The following is a 17,193-nucleotide window of genomic DNA, read 5'->3' on the forward strand; positions in this document are numbered from 1 at the left end:
TCACCCTCCGAAAAACAAAAAAAGGGCATAAAGCCCAGATAGATATCGATTCAGAGTAAATTGCACATAACAAAAAGCCCCGATGTCAAATCGGGGCTTGGCGCTTTACCCTGATTGTCGCCTCGCAGCGACCGCCTTCCTGAGCGTAGGAAATGCGTGAAATTTGGTTGCGGGGGCCGGATTTGAACCGACGACCTTCGGGTTATGAGCCCGACGAGCTACCATGCTGCTCCACCCCGCGTCCGAAATCGTGCGAGATTATAGCCACTTCACTGTCTCGACACAAGACTGAGTGGCTATAATACACTCGGTTTCCCGAGCTCACTGCTTAATTGGTGCCGTGGGCGGGACTCGAACCCGCACACCCTAGAGCACTACCCCCTCAAGATAGCGTGTCTACCAATTCCACCACCACGGCAAAACTCTTACTCGGGAACGTCAGTATCTTTCTTCACTGGCGCTTTGGTCTGCTCAACCTGTTTGGTTTGTTGCAGATTTTCCCATTCACTACCCTGCTTTACCTTGTTGCTGGACATAGATCCGAGCACCAGGCTGATAACGAAAAACAGAGTAGCCAAAAATGCTGTTGTTCGGGTCAGGAAACTGCCTGAACCACCGGAGCCGAATACTGTGTTCGATGCCCCTGCGCCGAAGGAGGCGCCCATATCAGCCCCTTTACCTTGCTGAATCATCACCAGACCAATCAGAGCCAGTGAAACCAGCAGATAAACGACTAGAAGAATCTCGTACATTTAACTTGCACCCTTTGCCGCTTCAACAATTCCTAAAAACGCATCGCTATCGAGGCTTGCTCCGCCAATCAGTCCGCCATCAATGTCGGGCTGTGCAAACAAATCTCTCGCGTTGCTCGGCGTTACGCTCCCACCATAGATGATTCTAACTTTCTCACCTATTACCGGAGTATCCTCCGCCAAGCGACCACGTATAAAGGAATGAACCTCTTGTGCCTGCTCGGGTGTGGCGCATTTACCTGTACCTACAGCCCAAATCGGCTCGTAGGCGATGATAGCATTATCGAAAGCCATCGCGCCATTTTTCTCTATGACGATATCCAGCTCTTCAGCGATCACCTCGAAGGCTCTTCTCGCCTGCCTAGCCGCACCTGATTCACCTAAACAGAGGATGGGAATCAAGCCTGCCGCTCTGGCTGCCGCAAACTTCTCTGCGACGATAAAACTGGTCTCACCAAAGAGACGCCTGCGCTCGGAGTGCCCTACCAATACGTAACGACACCCTGCCTCAACCAGCATCTGACACGAGATTTCTCCAGTGTAAGCGCCAGTCGCGTGCTGACTCACATTTTGAGCCCCCAACTTTATTACCTTCTGCTCATTGAGCAGTGAAGCGCTAAAGTCGAGATGCACATGGGAAGGACAGAGAACCACATCTACTTTTCCGTCAACGCCGTTTAGGCACTGACTCGTAAACTGCTCTAACTGCGACCTACTACCGTGCAACTTCCAGTTGGCTGCTACAAACGGCTTGCGATGTCCCATCGGCAACTCCCTTGCGAAAGCGGGGCTGATAATATCCAGAGGATGCTCAGCTGACAAGTGCTATTTTTAAATTTTTGAATCGTTTGAACAAGATACAACCAGGGCGGCTAAAAAGCCGCCCTGGTTGTTCATTAAAACGCCGATTCAACCTGCTTGGCGATGCGCTGAGCCATGTCACGCACCTGCTGTTCATGCTCCCCTTCGACCATGACCCGGATCAGCGGTTCGGTACCTGATTTACGCAACAGTACGCGACCACGACCAGCCAGCTCCTGTTCCACCTTGGCAACCTCAGCCATGACAGCATCAGCGGCCAGCGGATCCTTGCCTTCGGCAAAGCGAACATTCACCAGCACCTGCGGGAACTTGCTCATGCCGGAGCGCAGCTTGGCAAGCGGCATCTCGGCACTGCGCATGGCGGTAAGCACCTGCAAGGCGGCTACGATGCCATCACCCGTAGTGGTCTGATCCAGACAGATAATGTGGCCGGAGTTCTCACCACCGATGCGCCAGCCCTTCTCTTCCATCATCTCCAACACATAGCGGTCACCCACCTTGGCACGGGCAAACGGGATGCCCAGGGTTTGCAGCGCCAGCTCCAGACCCATGTTGGCCATCAGGGTGCCGACGACACCGCCTTTGAGGCGCCCATTGCGCAGGGCATCGCGCGCGATGATATAGAGCACTTCATCACCGTCGATGAGATAGCCGGTATGGTCGACCATGATCAGACGGTCACCATCACCATCAAAGGCAACCCCCAGATCGGCCTTGCACTCCAGCACCTTGGCAACCAGTGCGTCAGGCGCAGTCGAGCCGACACCATCGTTGATGTTGAGACCATCCGGGGCGCAGCCCATGGTGATCACTTCGGCACCCAGCTCGCGGAAAACCGATGGCGCAATGTGGTAAGTAGCGCCGTGGCCACAGTCGACCACCATTTTCACCCCATCCAGATTCATGTGGGAGGGGAAGGTGCTCTTGCAAAATTCGATATAGCGACCGGCTGCATCATCAATGCGCACCGCTTTGCCAAGTTCGGCCGACTCGACACACTTGAGCTCGTGATCCAGCTCGGCTTCGATAGCCAGCTCGACATCATCGGGCAGCTTGGTGCCATCGGCGGAGAAGAACTTGATGCCGTTGTCGTAGAAGGGGTTGTGGGAAGCGCTGATGACGATGCCAGCTTCGGCACGGAAAGTGCGAGTCAGGTAGGCAACCGCCGGCGTGGGCATCGGCCCCATCAGAATGGCCTTGAGGCCTGCCGCGGAGAGCCCCGCTTCCAGCGCGGATTCCAGCATGTAACCGGAGATGCGGGTATCTTTGCCGATCAGCACCTTTTTGGTGCCCTTCTTGGAGAGCACCTTGCCGGCAGCCCAACCCAATTTCATTACAAAATCAGGGGTGATCGGGTATTCGCCAACCTTGCCGCGTACCCCATCGGTACCGAAATACTTTCTTGCCATTGTCTGTTCTCTTTATTATCTGGAAATAAAATCTTGTCCCGTCATTGCCAGCCAACCGACGCGCAATGCGTCCATGGTCTCCCGTACATCGTGTACCCTGATGATGCGGGCCCCATGCTGCATGCCGATAAGGGCGCATGCCAGACTGCCCGCCAGACGCTCATCCACCGGACGGCCCAGCAGGTTGCCTATCATAGACTTTCGCGACATCCCCACCAATAGCGGCAAGCCATAATCAAGCAGTTCCTTTTGAGCCGCCAACAGCTGATAGTTGTGTGCAAGGGTTTTGCCAAAGCCATATCCCGGATCCAGCAACAGCTCTTCACGACGGATCCCGACCGCTAGACAAGCCGCAATACGCTCATCAAAGAAGGCGCGAACCTCCCCGATCAGGTCCTCATAGTGCGGCTCGACCTGCATGGTTCTCGGCTGCCCCTGCATATGCATCAGACAGACCGGAACCCGCGCTTCGGCCGCGGCTTGCAGTGCTCCAGGTTCTTGCAGTGCCCGCACATCGTTGATCAGATGGGCACCCGCCTTGCAACCCTCCCGCATCACAGCCGCTTTGGAGGTATCGAGGGAGACCATCACATCCAGCTCACGGACCATCTGCTCCACAACAGGAATGACCCTGTCCAGCTCCTCCGGCTCGCTCACATCGGGCGCACCAGGGCGGGTTGACTCGCCACCGATATCGATAAGGGTCGCACCGTCAGAGACCATCTGGCGCGCATGGGCCATTGCCCGTTCAAACTGGTTGAAATGGCCGCCATCGGAGAAGGAGTCGGGCGTCACATTGAGGATCCCCATCACATGGGGACGATCGAGGGAGAGGCTGAGCCCCTTGCTGGTTAACTGCATTTTCACATCCATCTGATAAAGAAAAACCCCGGGCAAGCCCGGGGTTTGGATAGTCACGATTATTTGGCCGGAGCGTCGTTGGCTTTGTCGATAGTGACATCCGCCACCGGTGCAGCCTCATCGGCAGGCTTGGCCTCGGCAGCCACAGTGGAACCGCCCTGCGGGGTATCACCGTGCTCGTCATGCCAGTTGCTCGGAGCACGTACCTCGCGACGCGCCATCAGATCATCGATCTGTTTGGCGTCGATGGTCTCGTACTTCATCAGCGCATCTTTCATGCTGTGCAACACGTCCATGTTATCCAGCAGGATCTGCTTGGAACGGGCGTAGTTGCGGTCGATGACCTGCTTGACCTCGGCATCGATAACGCGAGCGGTATCGTCGGACATGTGCTTGGCCTTGGCCATGCTGCGACCGAGGAACACCTCGCCATCTTCTTCCGCGTAGAGCATCGGGCCGAGACGCTCGGACATACCCCACTGGGTCACCATCTTGCGTGCAATCTCGGTCGCCCGCTCGATATCGTTGGACGCACCGGTCGATACCTTCTCGGCACCATAGATCAGCTCTTCTGCCAGACGACCGCCATACAGACTGGAGATCATCGACTCCAGATGCTGCTTGGAGTGGCTCCAGCGATCCTGCTCCGGCAGATACATGGTCACACCCAGCGCACGACCGCGCGGAATGATGGAGACCTTGTAAACCGGGTCATGATCCGGAACCAGACGACCAATGATGGCGTGACCGGCTTCATGATATGCAGTCATCTCTTTCTCGGACTCTTTCATCACCATGGAGCGGCGTTCCGCACCCATCATGATCTTGTCCTTGGCCTTCTCGAACTCGGCCATGGAGACCACTCGGCGGCTCTCACGAGCAGAGAAGAGGGCTGCTTCGTTGACCAGGTTGGCCAAGTCCGCACCGGAGAAACCGGGGGTACCACGGGCAATCAGCGCCGGATTCACGTCATCCGCCAACGGAACTTTGCGCATGTGCACTTTCAGGATCTGCTCGCGACCACGGACATCCGGCAGACCGACCACAACCTGACGGTCGAAACGGCCCGGACGCAGCAGTGCCGGATCCAGTACGTCAGGACGGTTGGTGGCAGCAATGACTATGATGCCTTCATTGCCTTCAAAACCATCCATCTCGACCAGCATCTGGTTAAGAGTCTGCTCACGTTCATCGTGACCACCACCCAGACCGGCGCCACGCTGGCGACCGACCGCATCAATTTCATCGATGAAGATGATGCAAGGAGAGGATTTCTTGGCCTGTTCGAACATGTCACGCACCCGGGAGGCACCGACACCGACGAACATCTCCACGAAATCGGAACCTGAGATGGTGAAGAACGGCACCTTGGCCTCACCCGCAATGGCCTTGGCCAGCAGGGTCTTACCGGTACCGGGAGGACCAACCAGCAGCACACCGGTCGGGATCTTGCCACCCAGTTTCTGGAATTTGCTCGGGTCGCGCAGATAGTCGACCAGCTCCTTCACCTCTTCCTTGGCTTCATCGCAACCTGCAACATCAGCAAAGGTGGTCTTGATCTGATCTTCGCTCATCAGGCGAGCCTTGCTCTTGCCAAACGACATGGCACCTTTGCCACCGCCGCCCTGCATCTGACGCATGAAGAAGACCCAGACACCGATCAGCAGCAGCATCGGGAACCAGGAGATGAAGATAGAGGTCAACAGAGACGGCTCTTCCGGCTTCTCGCCCATCACTTTGACATTGTGATTGAGCATGTCGTTGAGCAGCTGGGGATCCGGCGCAGGGATGATGGTGGTGAATCGTTCACCAGTACGCTTGACGCCATTAATGACCTTACCGTCCATCCGCACTTCACGGATCTGCTCTTGGGTCACCTCTTTAACGAAGCTGGAATAGTCCAGCTGGCGACTGGTGGTATCGCTGGGGCTGAAGCTATTGAACACCGACATCAAAACGACGGCGATGACCAGCCACAGGATTAAGTTTTTCGCCATGTCACTCAAATCAGTAACCTCGCAGACTGACAGTTAACGATGAAGGTTAGGGTACTACAGTTTAAAACCGGTAGCCACAATGTAGACTTCCCGTGATCTGGCGCGGGATGAGTCTGGTTTACGAATTTTGACAGCGGAGAAAAGTTTACGAATTTCATTGAGATAGGCATCAAAGCCCTCTCCCTGAAACACCTTCACTACGAAACTGCCGTCACTACGCAATACCTGATTGCACATGTCCAGCGCCAGCTCGACCAGATACATGGCGCGAGCCTGATCCACCTGCTGGGTACCGCTCATGTTAGGCGCCATATCAGACATCACGACATCGACCTTGTCGGGACCCACTCGCTCCAGCAAAGCGCCGAGTACAGTTTCCTCCCGAAAGTCCCCTTGCAGGAAATCGACACCAGCAATGGGATCCATCGGCAAAATGTCACATGCGATGACGCGACCCGAATCACCAACCTGTTCAACCGCGAACTGGGACCAACCACCGGGGGCTGCACCCAAATCCACTACGGTCATGCCATGTTTCAGCAAGCGATCCTTGCCCTGGATCTCGTCAATCTTGAAAACAGCACGAGAACGCAGGCCCATTTTCTGGGCTTTTTTGACGTATTGATCGTCGAAATGTTCTTTTAACCAGCGAGTTGAACTGGGGGAACGTTTTTTCTGGGTCATGATAATCGACTTTAAAAAACCACAAGGGTTATTAGTATTAAGGGCTAAGTGGGGGTAGAATACGCCCCTTTCAACCCTGACTTATGAAGAAATTGCGATGATTCTCAACAATAAACAGAAACAGTACCTCAAGGGCCTTGCCCATAGCCTCAAGCCTGTCGTCCTGCTGGGTCAGCATGGTCTGACCGAAGGTGTACTGGCCGAGATCGATCTGGCACTGAACCATCACGAGCTGATCAAGGTTAAGGTTGCCTCTGAAGATCGCGAAATGAAACAACTGGTTATGGATGCTATCGTCCGTGAAACCGGTTCAATCAAGGTGCAAAGCATGGGTCATGTGCTGACCATTTATCGTCAAGCCAACGAACCCAAAATCCAGCTGCCCCGCAAGTAAAAGGAAAGAGCATCGCTCTTTCCTTATTCCACTTCTTCCCGAGTCGCTTGCCAAAGTAGTCGCAAAGCCCTTAACCTGCGATGAATACTTCCGGACACGCATTATGGCTCACCATCCTATTCTGACCGACGATGAGCTGGCCATGCTGCGGGACTTGGGGAGCAATCAGGACACCCATGTTCTGAGTGGTCACCTCGATGCCCCCATGCTTGGCTTGCTGCAAAAAGCCGAACACCTTGTACTCGAAGCCCGCTTCGCAGGCCATCAGCTGCGTTTTCCCCTGAGCTTTACCCAAGGGGAAGATGGCTTCGTCGAGCCCCGGTTATCTGCACCGGTCATCAGGGAGCTGGGATTTGCGCAACCGCGCGCCTGGCGTCTCACACAAAAAGCCAAACTTTGCAGCGAGCTGGGCCTGTTTCAGGTGCTCAGCCTCTCCCTCAACGGCCTCATCGTGGAAAATTTGCCGACCGGCATGGTCGCCGATACCCCCATCAACGGCGAGCTCTGCATCGAGCAAGAGGCCCCTCTTCCACTACAGGGACGACTGGTAAGGCGCATCAAAGCCAATGCCGACCATGCCACCTGGGCACTGAGCTTTCAGATGAGCGAGAGCAACATCGAACGGCTGCGCCACTGGCTGTTTCAGCGTCATCAGGACGCCTTTACCGAGGCGTATCTGTCCTGATTTTTATCAATAATCATATAGATAAAGACAAACAGGGGAGCACCAGCCCCCCTGTTTCATCGTCTGTAGCATTCGCTTAGATATAAGCGACTTCCAGTACTTCGTATTCCACATCGCCAGCAGGGGTCTTGACGATTGCAACATCGTCCACTTCCTTGCCAATCAGGGCGCGGGCAATGGGGGAGTTGACAGAGATGAGGTTCTGTTTGATATCAGCCTCATCGTCACCCACGATGCGGTAAACCACCTCTTCCTCTGTCTCGCTCTTGAGCAGAGTCACAGTCGCGCCAAAAATAACGCGGCCGTTGTTGGTCATCTTGGTGACATCGATCACCTGCGCATTGGAGAGCTTGGCTTCAATCTCCTGAATGCGACCTTCACAGAACCCCTGCTGCTCGCGAGCGGCATGGTATTCGGCGTTTTCCTTCAGATCGCCGTGCTCACGGGCATCGGCAATCGCTTCGATAATCTGGGGACGAAGCTCGGTCTTGAGATAATCGAGCTCTTCGCGCAGCTTCTCAGCGCCGCGAACAGTCATCGGAGTATGATTCATAGTCGAAACCTGGGTTGCTTGAAAATAGAAACTGCGGCCATCTGCAAGGAGGCCGCAGCAATCTGTTCGGATGAGGCATCTTAATATGAAGCCAACACAAAATCCACGTCAGCCCCCTGATGCAGATCCCACTTGCCTCATCGACATTCCCCTCACTTACTTCCCTTCCGGTACGGAAATGGGGGCCGAAACAGTCGGTTTGCCCTGCATGATGGCGATCTCCACCCGCCGGTTCATCCGACGATTTTCCGGGGTCGTATTGGGCACCAATGGCTGGGAATCAGCCATCCCCTGCACCACCAGTCGCCCCTGATCAAAACCGGGGACCTTCAGCATCTGGTGCGCCACCGCCACCGCCCGTTGCGACGACAACTCCCAGTTGGACTGGAACAGCTCATCTTCGGTCGCGACGTTGTCAGTGTGACCGGAGATGGTGATTTCACCCGGCACATCCTTGAGCAGGGTCGCGACCTTGCGAATAACCGGCCAGAACTGGGGCTGCAGAAATGCCGAACCGGCCGGGAACGACGCTTTTTCCCTGATCCGGATGATGATCTGCTGGCCCAGAGCCTCAATTTCGATGGCGCCATCCTGGATCTGATCTTTCATCTGCTCGGCGAGGGCTTTGGCCAGGGTATTGGACTGTTCTTGCGCCTTCTTCGCATCCTGCACGGTATCGCCCCCCGTCTGCTTGCCATCACTCTTGTCCTGACCACCGGCCTGATCCGACTCGCCGGGCAGAAACTCCAGTTCGGTCTGGGTCAGATCGATGGTCTGCTGCATCACGGTATCAATCGGCGTGGGTTCCGGGCGACCGGGCCTGAACTCCTGGGCAATCACCGAGGTTCCCTTGGGAATATCTTTCACCTCAAGGATGTTCTGTACCCCGAATGCCTTGTCCATGGAACCGGCTATCTGTTTGAACTTCTGCACATCCATCTCGGCAAAGGAGAGCAACAGCACGAAGAAGCACATCAACAGCGACATCAGGTCGGCAAAGGTTCCCATGTAACCAGGAAGACCTGGTGGTGGGCACTTGCAATCAGACATAGCGCCCCCTATTCGGTGCCAGTATTACGTTTGGACTGGTTCAGATAGTTTTGCAGCATGGACTGGATCACCCGCGGGTTCTGGCCATCCTGAATCCCCATAATGGCATCAAGGATCAGGGTACGACTGAGCTTCTCCTCCCCGCTGCGCAGCTCCAGCTTGTCGGCAATCGGGATCGCCAACATATTGGCCTCTATCGCACCGTACAGGGTGGTAAGCAAGGCCACCGCCATTGCCGGCCCGATCGACTTGGGGTCACTCATGTTGGCCAGCATGGCCACCAGACCCACCAACGTACCTATCATCCCCATGGCAGGGCCCAGATCCCCAAGGGTACGGAAGACCTTGATGGCAATGACATGGCGCTCGGCTGTCAGGTCGATATCCTTTTCCATCACGGCGCGCACCACTTCGGCATCGTGACCATCCACCAACATGTCGATCCCTTTTTTCATAAATGCATTGGGGATCTCTGCGGCCTCCAGCGCCAGAAAGCCCCCTTTGCGAGCCGCGTCAGCCAGTTCAACGGCTTTGGTAATCAGGTCTTCAAGCTTATCGCCCTTGTACATAAAGGCTTTGCCCGCCACCTTGAATGCCATCAGGAACTGGCCAAGGTTGAACTTCATCATGGCGATGAAGATTGAGCCCAATACAGTGATATAGACCGATGGCATATCCACATACATGCTCATGGGGCCACCCAGCAGCATGCCGTACACCACCACCCCGAAACCCAGCACTATCCCTATCAGACTGCCTAGATCCACGTCCCTACTCCTGTCACCGGTTCTTATGTCTATTTATAGTTTGTTGAATTTTCTGCTATTGCGACCCATGCGGCAAGCATGCATCCACTGAGAATGATGGCTCATTATCGGCCAGTTTAGCGAGAGTTTGAGGGGGCGATGCTTTTCTGCCTCCCCCCTGTGGACGGTCGATGTTAATATAAGCCGTTTTTTTCAATCCCCGAGGATGGACATGGCCAGTAAAAAAATCGACCGTCTGAGTTTTGATGCCACTCTGGAAGAGCTGGAAACCATCGTTCATCAGCTGGAACAAGGTTCCCTACCCCTGGAAGAGGCACTCAAGCAGTTCGAGCAGGGCGTTCATCTGGTTCGGGCCGGTCAGCAGAAGCTGGAACTGGCCGAACAGAAGATCCAGATCCTGCTCAGTCAAGCCGATGGCAGTGACCAGCTCGCCCCCTTCCAGCCAGAACAAGGAGAGGAGTGAGTGGCGCTGGACCATTTTTCCCGTCTGCATCGTCAGCGTATTGACGACTGTCTGTCAGCACAACTTGAATCCTTGCCCGCAATGGCGCCACGCCTGCGCGATGCCATGAGTTATGGCCTGCTGCTGGGCGGCAAGCGGGTTCGCCCGTTTCTGGTCTACGCGGTCGGCGAGATGCTGGGCGTCAAGAGCGAACTGCTGGATGGCCCCGCGGCTGCCGTGGAGTGCATCCACGCCTACTCCCTGCTGCACGATGACCTGCCCGCCATGGATAACGACGACCTGCGTCGTGGTCAGCCAACCGTTCACAAGGCGTTTGACGAAGGAACCGCCATTCTGGCCGGTGATGCGCTGCAGACCCTGGCGTTCTCCATTCTGGCCGATCACCCCATGCCCGACTCCTTGATGGCCAACCGGGTGCGGATGCTGAGTACCCTCGCCCGTGCCTCCGGCTATCTGGGTATGTGTGGCGGTCAAGCGCTGGACCTGCAGGCTGAAGGGCGCCAGATCACGCTTGCCGAACTGGAGCAGGTACACCGCCACAAGACCGGTGCACTGATTGAATGTGCCGTGGCGCTCGGCGCCCTGTGCAAAGCCGATGTCGATGACGCCACGCTGGCTGCACTGCAAACCTACGCCGCCGCAATTGGCCTCGCCTTTCAGGTGCAGGATGACATCCTCGACATCACAGGTGATACCGCCACCCTGGGCAAGCCACAAGGTTCTGACCTGGCGCTGGAGAAAAGTACCTATCCGGCCCTGCTCGGACTCGAAAATGCCCGTGAGCTGGCTCGCGAACTGCATGGGAAAGCCTTAACAGCCCTGCAATCCTTGCCCTACAATACCGACATTCTGGAAGCGTTTGCCGATTACATCATCGAGCGAACCCACTAAACGCTGGATAACAGTAACAATATGAGCGTTGATATTAGCAATTTCCCCAACCTGGCCCTCGCGGACACTCCGGTCGAGCTGCGTTCCTTGCCCAAAGATCGGCTACCGGTGCTGTGCAACGAGCTGCGCGAATATCTGCTGCGCTCTGTCAGCCGCTCCAGCGGACACTTTGCCTCCGGTCTCGGCACGGTCGAACTGACCGTGGCCCTGCACTACGTCTACAACACCCCGTTCGATCGGCTGATCTGGGACGTGGGCCATCAGGCCTATCCCCACAAGATCCTGACCGGGCGCCGTGATCAGATCCACACCATCCGTCAGAAAGACGGTCTGCACCCCTTCCCCTGGCGCGGCGAGAGCGAGTACGACGTGCTCTCCGTCGGCCACTCCAGCACCTCCATCGGTGCGGCGCTTGGTATGGCGGTCGCCGCCGAGAGTGAAGGGCTGGGTCGCAAGGTCGTTGCAGTGATCGGTGATGGTGCCATTACCGCAGGGATGGCCTTTGAAGCGCTCAACCACGCTGGCGATGTGCACAAGGATATGCTGGTGATCCTCAACGACAACGAGATGTCCATCTCAGAGAATGTCGGCGCGCTGAACAACCATCTGGCCCGGGTCATGTCCGGCAAGCTCTACACCACCATCCGCGAAGGCGGCAAGAAGGTGCTGGCCGGTCTGCCGCCGGTCAAGGAGCTGGCCAAGCGGGCCGAAGAGCACCTCAAGGGGATGGTGGTGCCCGGCACCCTGTTCGAGGAGTTCGGCTTCAACTATATCGGCCCCATCAACGGTCACGATATCGAGGCGCTGGTCGAGACCCTGCGCAACATGCGCAACCTCAAGGGCCCGCAACTGCTGCACGTCAAAACCAAGAAGGGCAAGGGTTACGAGCCGGCGGAGAAAGACCCCATCGGTTATCACGCCGTGCCCAAGTTCAATCCTGACGATTGTTCCCTGCCCAAGGCGAGCAGCGCCAAACCCACCTTCTCCGCCATCTTTGGCCAGTGGCTGTGCGACATGGCGGCCAAAGACGAAAAGCTGGTCGGCATCACCCCCGCCATGCGCGAAGGCTCCGGTCTGGTGAAATTCAGCCAGCAGTATCCGGACCGCTACTTCGATGTGGCCATTGCCGAGCAGCATGCAGTCACGTTTGCTGCCGGTCTTGCCATCGCCGACAAGAAGCCGGTGGTGGCCATCTATTCGAGCTTCCTGCAGCGTGCCTACGATCAGGTGATCCACGACGTGGCGCTGCAAGATCTGCCGGTGCTGTTCGCCATCGACCGGGCCGGTCTGGTGGGCGCCGATGGTCCGACCCATCAGGGGGCGTTCGACATCAGCTTCCTGCGCACCGTGCCCAACATGGTAGTGATGACGCCATCTGATGAGAACGAGTGCCGCCAGATGCTCTATACCGGCTATCTCCATCAAGGCCCTGCCGCAGTGCGCTATCCGCGCGGCAGCAGCCTGAGCGACGCCCCCATCTCGTCAGAAATGCAGGCACTGGAGCTCGGCAAGGGACGAATCCTGCGAGAGGGCAAGGGCACTGCCATTCTGGCCTTTGGTACTCTGCTGCACCACGCCAAAGCGGCCGCAGAGGCACTGGATGCCACCCTGGTGGACATGCGCTTCGTCAAACCGATGGATGAGGCGCTGGTGCTGTCGCTGGCAGCCAGCCACGATCACTTCGTCACCATCGAAGACAACGCCATCATGGGCGGCGCCGGTTCGGCTGTGAACGAACTGCTGATGCGCAGTAAACAGTGCAAGCCGGTGCTCAACCTTGGCTTGCCGGACCGCTTCGTCGAACAGGGTACCCAGCAGGAGATCTATGCCCTGCTCGGTCTGGACGATGCAGGCATCCAGCGCAGCATCGAAAGCTGGCTGCAAGCCTGACGAGACACGATGTGATGCAATAGACAGGAAAATTCAGTAACGGTTCGAAAAAATCCCCAGGTAATGCCTGGGGATTTTTTTAAGAAGACAGCAGAGTGTGACTACTGTTGTGACGATACCGAATCGACAGCGCTTAGTTACACCCTTCGGTAGAGGCTGAGTTCAGATAGCTCACCTCATTGCCTGGCTGATAGTCGGCCACGTTGATGGTCTTCTTGATCTCGATGTACTCCTTCAGCACGGCAGCATCGACCAAACCGGCATTGATGGTATCGATCTTCGGATAGCCATCACCACCGGAGGCGCTGAAGCTCGGGATCGCGAAGCTGTAAGTTGCTGCCGGATCAAACGCCTTGCCACCGATACTGGTGATATTGACGCTCTTGGCCTGGCAATCCACCGCCATGTTGATACCGCCAAACTGGGCATAACCACCGGTATTGCGGGTCTTGCTTGCCACCTGGCCCAGATAGGTCGCCAGCTCGCTTCCCTTCATGACAGCCTTGTTGACCGTGTTGCCAAACGGGTGCACCAGCAACACGCTGCGGTAGGTGATATCACCGGCCGGGATGCTGTCGCGCACACCGCCAGAGTTGACGATACCAAAGTCGACACCCAGCTTGCTGCTGGTCGCCGTGGTGATGAGTCGACCCAGGTTGGTCTGCTTGTTGCGAACCGAGTTGCGATCACCAACCAGCAAGCCATCTGCCGAGCCAATGACGACATTCAGCTCTTGCTGACCTTTCTCCTGATAACCCAGCAGGGTGTTATACAGCTCGGGATCCTTGGTGATCTCGTCCTGTACGAACTGCATCTTGGCCGGATCCTTGGTTACGGCGCCGTTGGCATCGATCGCCTCGCCCTTGGCGTTGCGCTTGATCAGGTTGACCGGGATCAGGTCATAGCTGGTCAGGGTCAACTTGCCATTCTGGTACTCAAACTGGGCACGGCCCACAAACTTGCCCCACTCGTGGGCCTGCATGATCCAGGTGCCGTTTTGCTGGTCCGGCTGGCAGTTATCACCCGGTTTGAAATTGGCGTACTTGTTGGTGGTGCCCGGTTCCATACAGACCGGATTCTGGGAGTGGCCACCAATGATGGCATCCAGAGTCCCTGCCGGCAGTGCACGAGCCATCTCTACATCGCCCGGCGCATTGCTGCCGTGCTGACCATTCTCGTAATGGCCCATGTGAGTGATGGCGAAGACCAGATTGGCCTCCTTGTTGCTGCGGATCTGCTGGCCCAGTTTGGCCGCCTCGCTGGTCGGATCGCGGAACTCCAGGGTCTGCACGTTGTTGGGATCAACCAGCTGGGCGGTATCCTCGGTAGTCAGACCCAGTACGGCGACCTTGAGACCGCTCTCCAGCTTGAACACCTTGTAGGGGTCAAAGTAGTGTTTGCCACTGACCTTGTCGTAGATGTTGGCCGAGAGCATGGGGAACTGGGCCCACTTGCGCTGCTTCTCCAGCACGCTGAGGGGGTTGTCGAATTCATGGTTGCCCACTGCCATGGCATCGTAGCGAATGTTGTTCATCGCCATGAAGTCAGGCTCGGCATCCTGCAGATCGGACTCCGGCACCCCGGTATTCACATCACCACCGGAAAGAACCAGTACGTCACTGCCAGCAGCCTTGGCATCGGCACGCAGCTGCTCGACCAGAGTCTTCTGGGCAGCCATACCGTACTCATTTTCAGCGTTGTGCCAGAAACGGCCGTGGGTATCGTTGGTGTGCAGTATGGTCAGTTTGCAGACATTTTCGGTGCAGGGTGCAACGGTGTCATTGCTCGAGGTATTACAGCCAGTCAGTGCAGCAAGCACGGCCAGTGCCACGCCGCCTTTGATAAAGTTATTATTCATTTCCATATCACCTTGATTGTTTTGTTATTTATCAACCCTGTCCAGCGGGTCGGGCGCCAATATAACAAACAACAGATGACCGTTTTTCATCGATGACTCACAAATTCTGCTAATTGTGATCTTCGGCCCAACATCCGGCTTCCTGCTGATTTATCAGGTTTTTTGTTGAGCAGTCACTCACTTGCTCCCCTCCCGCACCAAGGAGGCGCCACGTATACGCCCCTTTATGGCATACTCCCCAGCCAGCCATGCCCGAGGAGATGATTTGATGGCCAAGTACGACAAGATTTCCCCCGAGACTCAGCAGGAGGCGATGAAAATTGCCCGTGCCAACCAGAAGCCGGGGCAGACCAAGGAACAGACCCAGCTTATCGCGCAAGGGATCCAGAAAGGCATCGACGAATACAAGAAACGGATGAAGGCGCGGGCCCGCGAAGCGAGCCGCCAGAAAAAAATGCAGGCCAAAGCCAGGCAGCCACAGGGCGCGCCACAAACCGAAGAACAAGACGATCAGCTGGAGCTGGTTGAAGTAAGCCATCAGCATCCCCTGCCCTGGATCTTGCTGGTGCTGAGCTGGCTGGGATTTGCTGCAGCCTGGTTCTGGTTGCACTAAGACGCTCTAGCAAACCTTTATCCGGGATCCTCTTCACAGCCCGGGCCCAGGCTGCTGGTGATTACCTGCGAAGAGTGATTAAATCCCGCGCCTCTTGCACCGGACAACCGGTTTTTTGACGATCAGTTTTCAGGAAAGATGTTATGAACCCCGCTCCGCTCTATCTGCTGGCCCCTTTTGTTCTGTTCCTTGTGACCATGCTGCTCTATCGCATTTCGCCGCTGCGGGCGGTCGCCGCCGGTGGGGTACGCTGGTTTATCCTCCCCGCCTTCACCCTGTTTATTTTACTGATCATCATCAACGGTGCCGCCGATCCCACCCTGCGCGATCCGGCATTCCACTGGTTGATGCCGGGCCTTGGCTTTGCCCTGAGCCTGTTTCCGGCCCTACCCAAGGCGCTGGTGCCACGGCTCGCCATCAAGGAGGGGGCCTTTGCCGCCCTCGGCCTGATGCTGATGAGCCTGGCCATGGTCTACTGATCGGCTGGCACAGCCGTTAGCATGGCTCAAGGGGCGCTCTGTGACGGGCGCCCCTTGTACAAACAATGGCCTGCAGGCATCTTGGTGACAGGATAACCAGCAAGGAGGCCAAATGGACAATCCGCCCGATTTCATGGCGCTGTGGGATTATCAGGATCCCGCCGCCAGCGCCCTGCGTTTTCACACCCGTCTTCCCGAAGCGCGCGCCGCCGCCGACCTGCAACTCGAACTGGAGTTGCTGACCCAAATTGCCCGCACCCACTCGCTGCAGCGCCAGTTTGCCGAAGCCCATCAGCTGCTCGACGAGATAGAGCCCCGCCTCACCGATAAAACCCCCAGAGCGCGGATCAGGGCCCTGCTGGAACGAGGCCGCACCTTTAACTCGGCGGGCGACAAAGCCAGTGCCAAACCGCTGTTTGAACAAGCCTGGCAATGGGGACTCAAGGAGAAGGAGACCTATCTTGCCATCGACGCCGCTCACATGATCGCCATCGCCGCACCACTGGAAGAGCAGAGCCGCTGGCATCAACTGGCGATGGAGCTGGCGGAACGCAGCAGTGACGAGAAAGTGCGCGGCTGGCTGGCCCCCCTTTACAACAATCAGGGCTGGACCCTGTTCGAACTGGGTCGCTTTGATGAGGCGAAAATCCAGCAGCAGAAGTGTCTGGCCTGGCATCTGCAGCATAACCAGCCGGCCAAGGCGTTTATCGCCCGCTGGAGTCTGGCTCGCCTGACTCGGGCCCAAGGTCAGCACCAGCAGGCGCTGGCAGAGCTGCACCAGCTCAAGGTCGATATGGCCGAGGCTGGCGAGCCTGAGGATGGTTATCTGTTCGAGGAGCTGGGGGAGAATGCCTTGGTGCTGGACGATCCGCTGGCCGCGGAATACTTCTCCCGAGCCTGGTTTCTGCTGTCACAGGACCGCTGGTTCAGCGCCAACGAGGGGGAGCGATTGGCCCGCCTCAAGCGCCTCGCCAAACTCTGATCCCCAAAATAGCAAGGGCGGCACGTTAGCCGCCCTTTCTGCT

The 17,193-nt window shown here is 56.7% G+C and carries 18 protein-coding genes and 2 tRNA genes; 8 read left to right on the forward strand and 12 right to left on the reverse strand.

Translation table 11 applies throughout. The features are described 5' to 3' along the window. Positions 1-164 precede the first annotated feature (164 nt). The 8 genes from OKC31_RS14825 to rlmE form a co-directional block, all read right to left on the reverse strand. A tRNA-Met gene (locus OKC31_RS14825) sits at positions 165-241 on the reverse strand. Between the two features lie 92 nt (positions 242-333). Further along, positions 334-418: transfer RNA gene (locus OKC31_RS14830), tRNA-Leu, on the reverse strand. Positions 419-425: 7 nt separating this feature from the next. After that, positions 426-752, reverse strand: coding sequence for a preprotein translocase subunit SecG (gene secG / locus OKC31_RS14835; RefSeq protein ID WP_257696681.1), 327 nt, complete (start codon positions 750-752; stop codon positions 426-428). Then, positions 753-1,517, reverse strand: a complete 765-nt coding sequence (gene tpiA / locus OKC31_RS14840; RefSeq protein ID WP_043822828.1) for a triose-phosphate isomerase — start codon at positions 1,515-1,517, stop codon at positions 753-755. 131 nt (positions 1,518-1,648) lie between these two features. Next, complete coding sequence (gene glmM, locus OKC31_RS14845) at positions 1,649-2,983, reverse strand: phosphoglucosamine mutase (protein WP_005338823.1); 1,335 nt, start codon at positions 2,981-2,983, stop codon at positions 1,649-1,651. Between the two features lie 15 nt (positions 2,984-2,998). Next, on the reverse strand, positions 2,999-3,844 hold the full coding sequence (gene folP, locus OKC31_RS14850; protein ID WP_236381854.1) for a dihydropteroate synthase: 846 nt from the start codon (positions 3,842-3,844) through the stop codon (positions 2,999-3,001). Positions 3,845-3,903: 59 nt separating this feature from the next. Next, a complete protein-coding gene (gene ftsH / locus OKC31_RS14855; protein WP_042060094.1) occupies positions 3,904-5,850 on the reverse strand; it encodes an ATP-dependent zinc metalloprotease FtsH in 1,947 nt (648 codons plus the stop codon). Between the two features lie 45 nt (positions 5,851-5,895). Beyond that, complete coding sequence (gene rlmE / locus OKC31_RS14860; RefSeq protein WP_005338828.1) at positions 5,896-6,525, reverse strand: 23S rRNA (uridine(2552)-2'-O)-methyltransferase RlmE; 630 nt, start codon at positions 6,523-6,525, stop codon at positions 5,896-5,898. Positions 6,526-6,622: 97 nt separating this feature from the next. Between rlmE and yhbY the strand changes: the two genes are divergently transcribed. Beyond that, a complete protein-coding gene (yhbY, locus tag OKC31_RS14865) occupies positions 6,623-6,919 on the forward strand; it encodes a ribosome assembly RNA-binding protein YhbY (RefSeq protein ID WP_005338829.1) in 297 nt (98 codons plus the stop codon). Positions 6,920-7,022: 103 nt separating this feature from the next. Next, positions 7,023-7,604 (forward strand): PilZ domain-containing protein, encoded by a 582-nt coding sequence (locus tag OKC31_RS14870; RefSeq protein ID WP_111899899.1) that lies wholly within the window; start codon positions 7,023-7,025, stop codon positions 7,602-7,604. A 76-nt stretch (positions 7,605-7,680) separates the two neighbouring features. Here OKC31_RS14870 and greA read toward each other — a convergent pair whose 3' ends face one another. The 3 genes from greA to pomA form a co-directional block, all read right to left on the reverse strand. Then, on the reverse strand, positions 7,681-8,157 hold the full coding sequence (greA, locus tag OKC31_RS14875) for a transcription elongation factor GreA (protein ID WP_005343528.1): 477 nt from the start codon (positions 8,155-8,157) through the stop codon (positions 7,681-7,683). 156 nt (positions 8,158-8,313) lie between these two features. Beyond that, positions 8,314-9,207, reverse strand: a complete 894-nt coding sequence (locus OKC31_RS14880; RefSeq protein WP_270657117.1) for a flagellar motor protein MotB — start codon at positions 9,205-9,207, stop codon at positions 8,314-8,316. 8 nt (positions 9,208-9,215) lie between these two features. Continuing rightward, a complete protein-coding gene (gene pomA, locus OKC31_RS14885) occupies positions 9,216-9,974 on the reverse strand; it encodes a flagellar motor protein PomA (protein ID WP_005349525.1) in 759 nt (252 codons plus the stop codon). 211 nt (positions 9,975-10,185) lie between these two features. On the opposite strand from pomA, the gene xseB reads away from it, so the two are divergent. From xseB to dxs, 3 genes are read left to right on the forward strand one after another with little or no spacing between them, the layout of a single operon-like run. Further along, positions 10,186-10,437 (forward strand): exodeoxyribonuclease VII small subunit, encoded by a 252-nt coding sequence (xseB, locus tag OKC31_RS14890; RefSeq protein WP_005338838.1) that lies wholly within the window; start codon positions 10,186-10,188, stop codon positions 10,435-10,437. Further along, positions 10,438-11,328 (forward strand): (2E,6E)-farnesyl diphosphate synthase, encoded by an 891-nt coding sequence (ispA, locus tag OKC31_RS14895; protein WP_064338656.1) that lies wholly within the window; start codon positions 10,438-10,440, stop codon positions 11,326-11,328. A 21-nt stretch (positions 11,329-11,349) separates the two neighbouring features. Further along, on the forward strand, positions 11,350-13,218 hold the full coding sequence (dxs, locus tag OKC31_RS14900) for a 1-deoxy-D-xylulose-5-phosphate synthase (protein WP_257696679.1): 1,869 nt from the start codon (positions 11,350-11,352) through the stop codon (positions 13,216-13,218). A gap of 133 nt (positions 13,219-13,351) precedes the next feature. Here the strand turns inward: dxs and ushA are convergent, their stop codons facing one another. After that, a complete protein-coding gene (gene ushA / locus OKC31_RS14905; protein WP_257696678.1) occupies positions 13,352-15,076 on the reverse strand; it encodes a bifunctional UDP-sugar hydrolase/5'-nucleotidase UshA in 1,725 nt (574 codons plus the stop codon). A gap of 268 nt (positions 15,077-15,344) precedes the next feature. Between ushA and OKC31_RS14910 the strand changes: the two genes are divergently transcribed. From OKC31_RS14910 to OKC31_RS14920, 3 genes are all read left to right on the forward strand, one after another. Then, a complete protein-coding gene (locus OKC31_RS14910; RefSeq protein ID WP_257696677.1) occupies positions 15,345-15,689 on the forward strand; it encodes a DUF2956 domain-containing protein in 345 nt (114 codons plus the stop codon). Between the two features lie 143 nt (positions 15,690-15,832). Then, positions 15,833-16,168 carry a hypothetical protein gene (locus OKC31_RS14915; RefSeq protein ID WP_005335280.1) on the forward strand — a complete coding sequence of 112 codons (336 nt, stop codon included), beginning with the start codon at positions 15,833-15,835 and terminating at the stop codon, positions 16,166-16,168. A gap of 112 nt (positions 16,169-16,280) precedes the next feature. Next, positions 16,281-17,150 (forward strand): hypothetical protein, encoded by an 870-nt coding sequence (locus tag OKC31_RS14920; RefSeq protein ID WP_257696676.1) that lies wholly within the window; start codon positions 16,281-16,283, stop codon positions 17,148-17,150. Positions 17,151-17,193: the final 43 nt, after the last annotated feature.

Origin of the sequence: Aeromonas sp. Y293-4, assembly GCF_027705905.1 — a bacterium.
Classification (GTDB): domain Bacteria; phylum Pseudomonadota; class Gammaproteobacteria; order Enterobacterales; family Aeromonadaceae; genus Aeromonas; species Aeromonas veronii.

Coding starts and splice junctions, on each gene's coding strand:
- tpiA (WP_043822828.1), bottom strand. CDS start 1,517: ATGGGACATCGCAAGCCGTTTGTAGCAGCCAACTGGAAGTTGCACGGT.
- OKC31_RS14870 (WP_111899899.1), top strand. CDS start 7,023: ATGGCTCACCATCCTATTCTGACCGACGATGAGCTGGCCATGCTGCGG.
- rlmE (WP_005338828.1), bottom strand. CDS start 6,525: ATGACCCAGAAAAAACGTTCCCCCAGTTCAACTCGCTGGTTAAAAGAA.
- OKC31_RS14910 (WP_257696677.1), top strand. CDS start 15,345: ATGGCCAAGTACGACAAGATTTCCCCCGAGACTCAGCAGGAGGCGATG.
- dxs (WP_257696679.1), top strand. CDS start 11,350: ATGAGCGTTGATATTAGCAATTTCCCCAACCTGGCCCTCGCGGACACT.
- secG (WP_257696681.1), bottom strand. CDS start 752: ATGTACGAGATTCTTCTAGTCGTTTATCTGCTGGTTTCACTGGCTCTG.
- xseB (WP_005338838.1), top strand. CDS start 10,186: ATGGCCAGTAAAAAAATCGACCGTCTGAGTTTTGATGCCACTCTGGAA.
- greA (WP_005343528.1), bottom strand. CDS start 8,157: ATGAATCATACTCCGATGACTGTTCGCGGCGCTGAGAAGCTGCGCGAA.
- yhbY (WP_005338829.1), top strand. CDS start 6,623: ATGATTCTCAACAATAAACAGAAACAGTACCTCAAGGGCCTTGCCCAT.
- folP (WP_236381854.1), bottom strand. CDS start 3,844: ATGCAGTTAACCAGCAAGGGGCTCAGCCTCTCCCTCGATCGTCCCCAT.
- ushA (WP_257696678.1), bottom strand. CDS start 15,076: ATGAATAATAACTTTATCAAAGGCGGCGTGGCACTGGCCGTGCTTGCT.
- glmM (WP_005338823.1), bottom strand. CDS start 2,983: ATGGCAAGAAAGTATTTCGGTACCGATGGGGTACGCGGCAAGGTTGGC.
- OKC31_RS14920 (WP_257696676.1), top strand. CDS start 16,281: ATGGACAATCCGCCCGATTTCATGGCGCTGTGGGATTATCAGGATCCC.
- OKC31_RS14880 (WP_270657117.1), bottom strand. CDS start 9,207: ATGTCTGATTGCAAGTGCCCACCACCAGGTCTTCCTGGTTACATGGGA.
- OKC31_RS14915 (WP_005335280.1), top strand. CDS start 15,833: ATGAACCCCGCTCCGCTCTATCTGCTGGCCCCTTTTGTTCTGTTCCTT.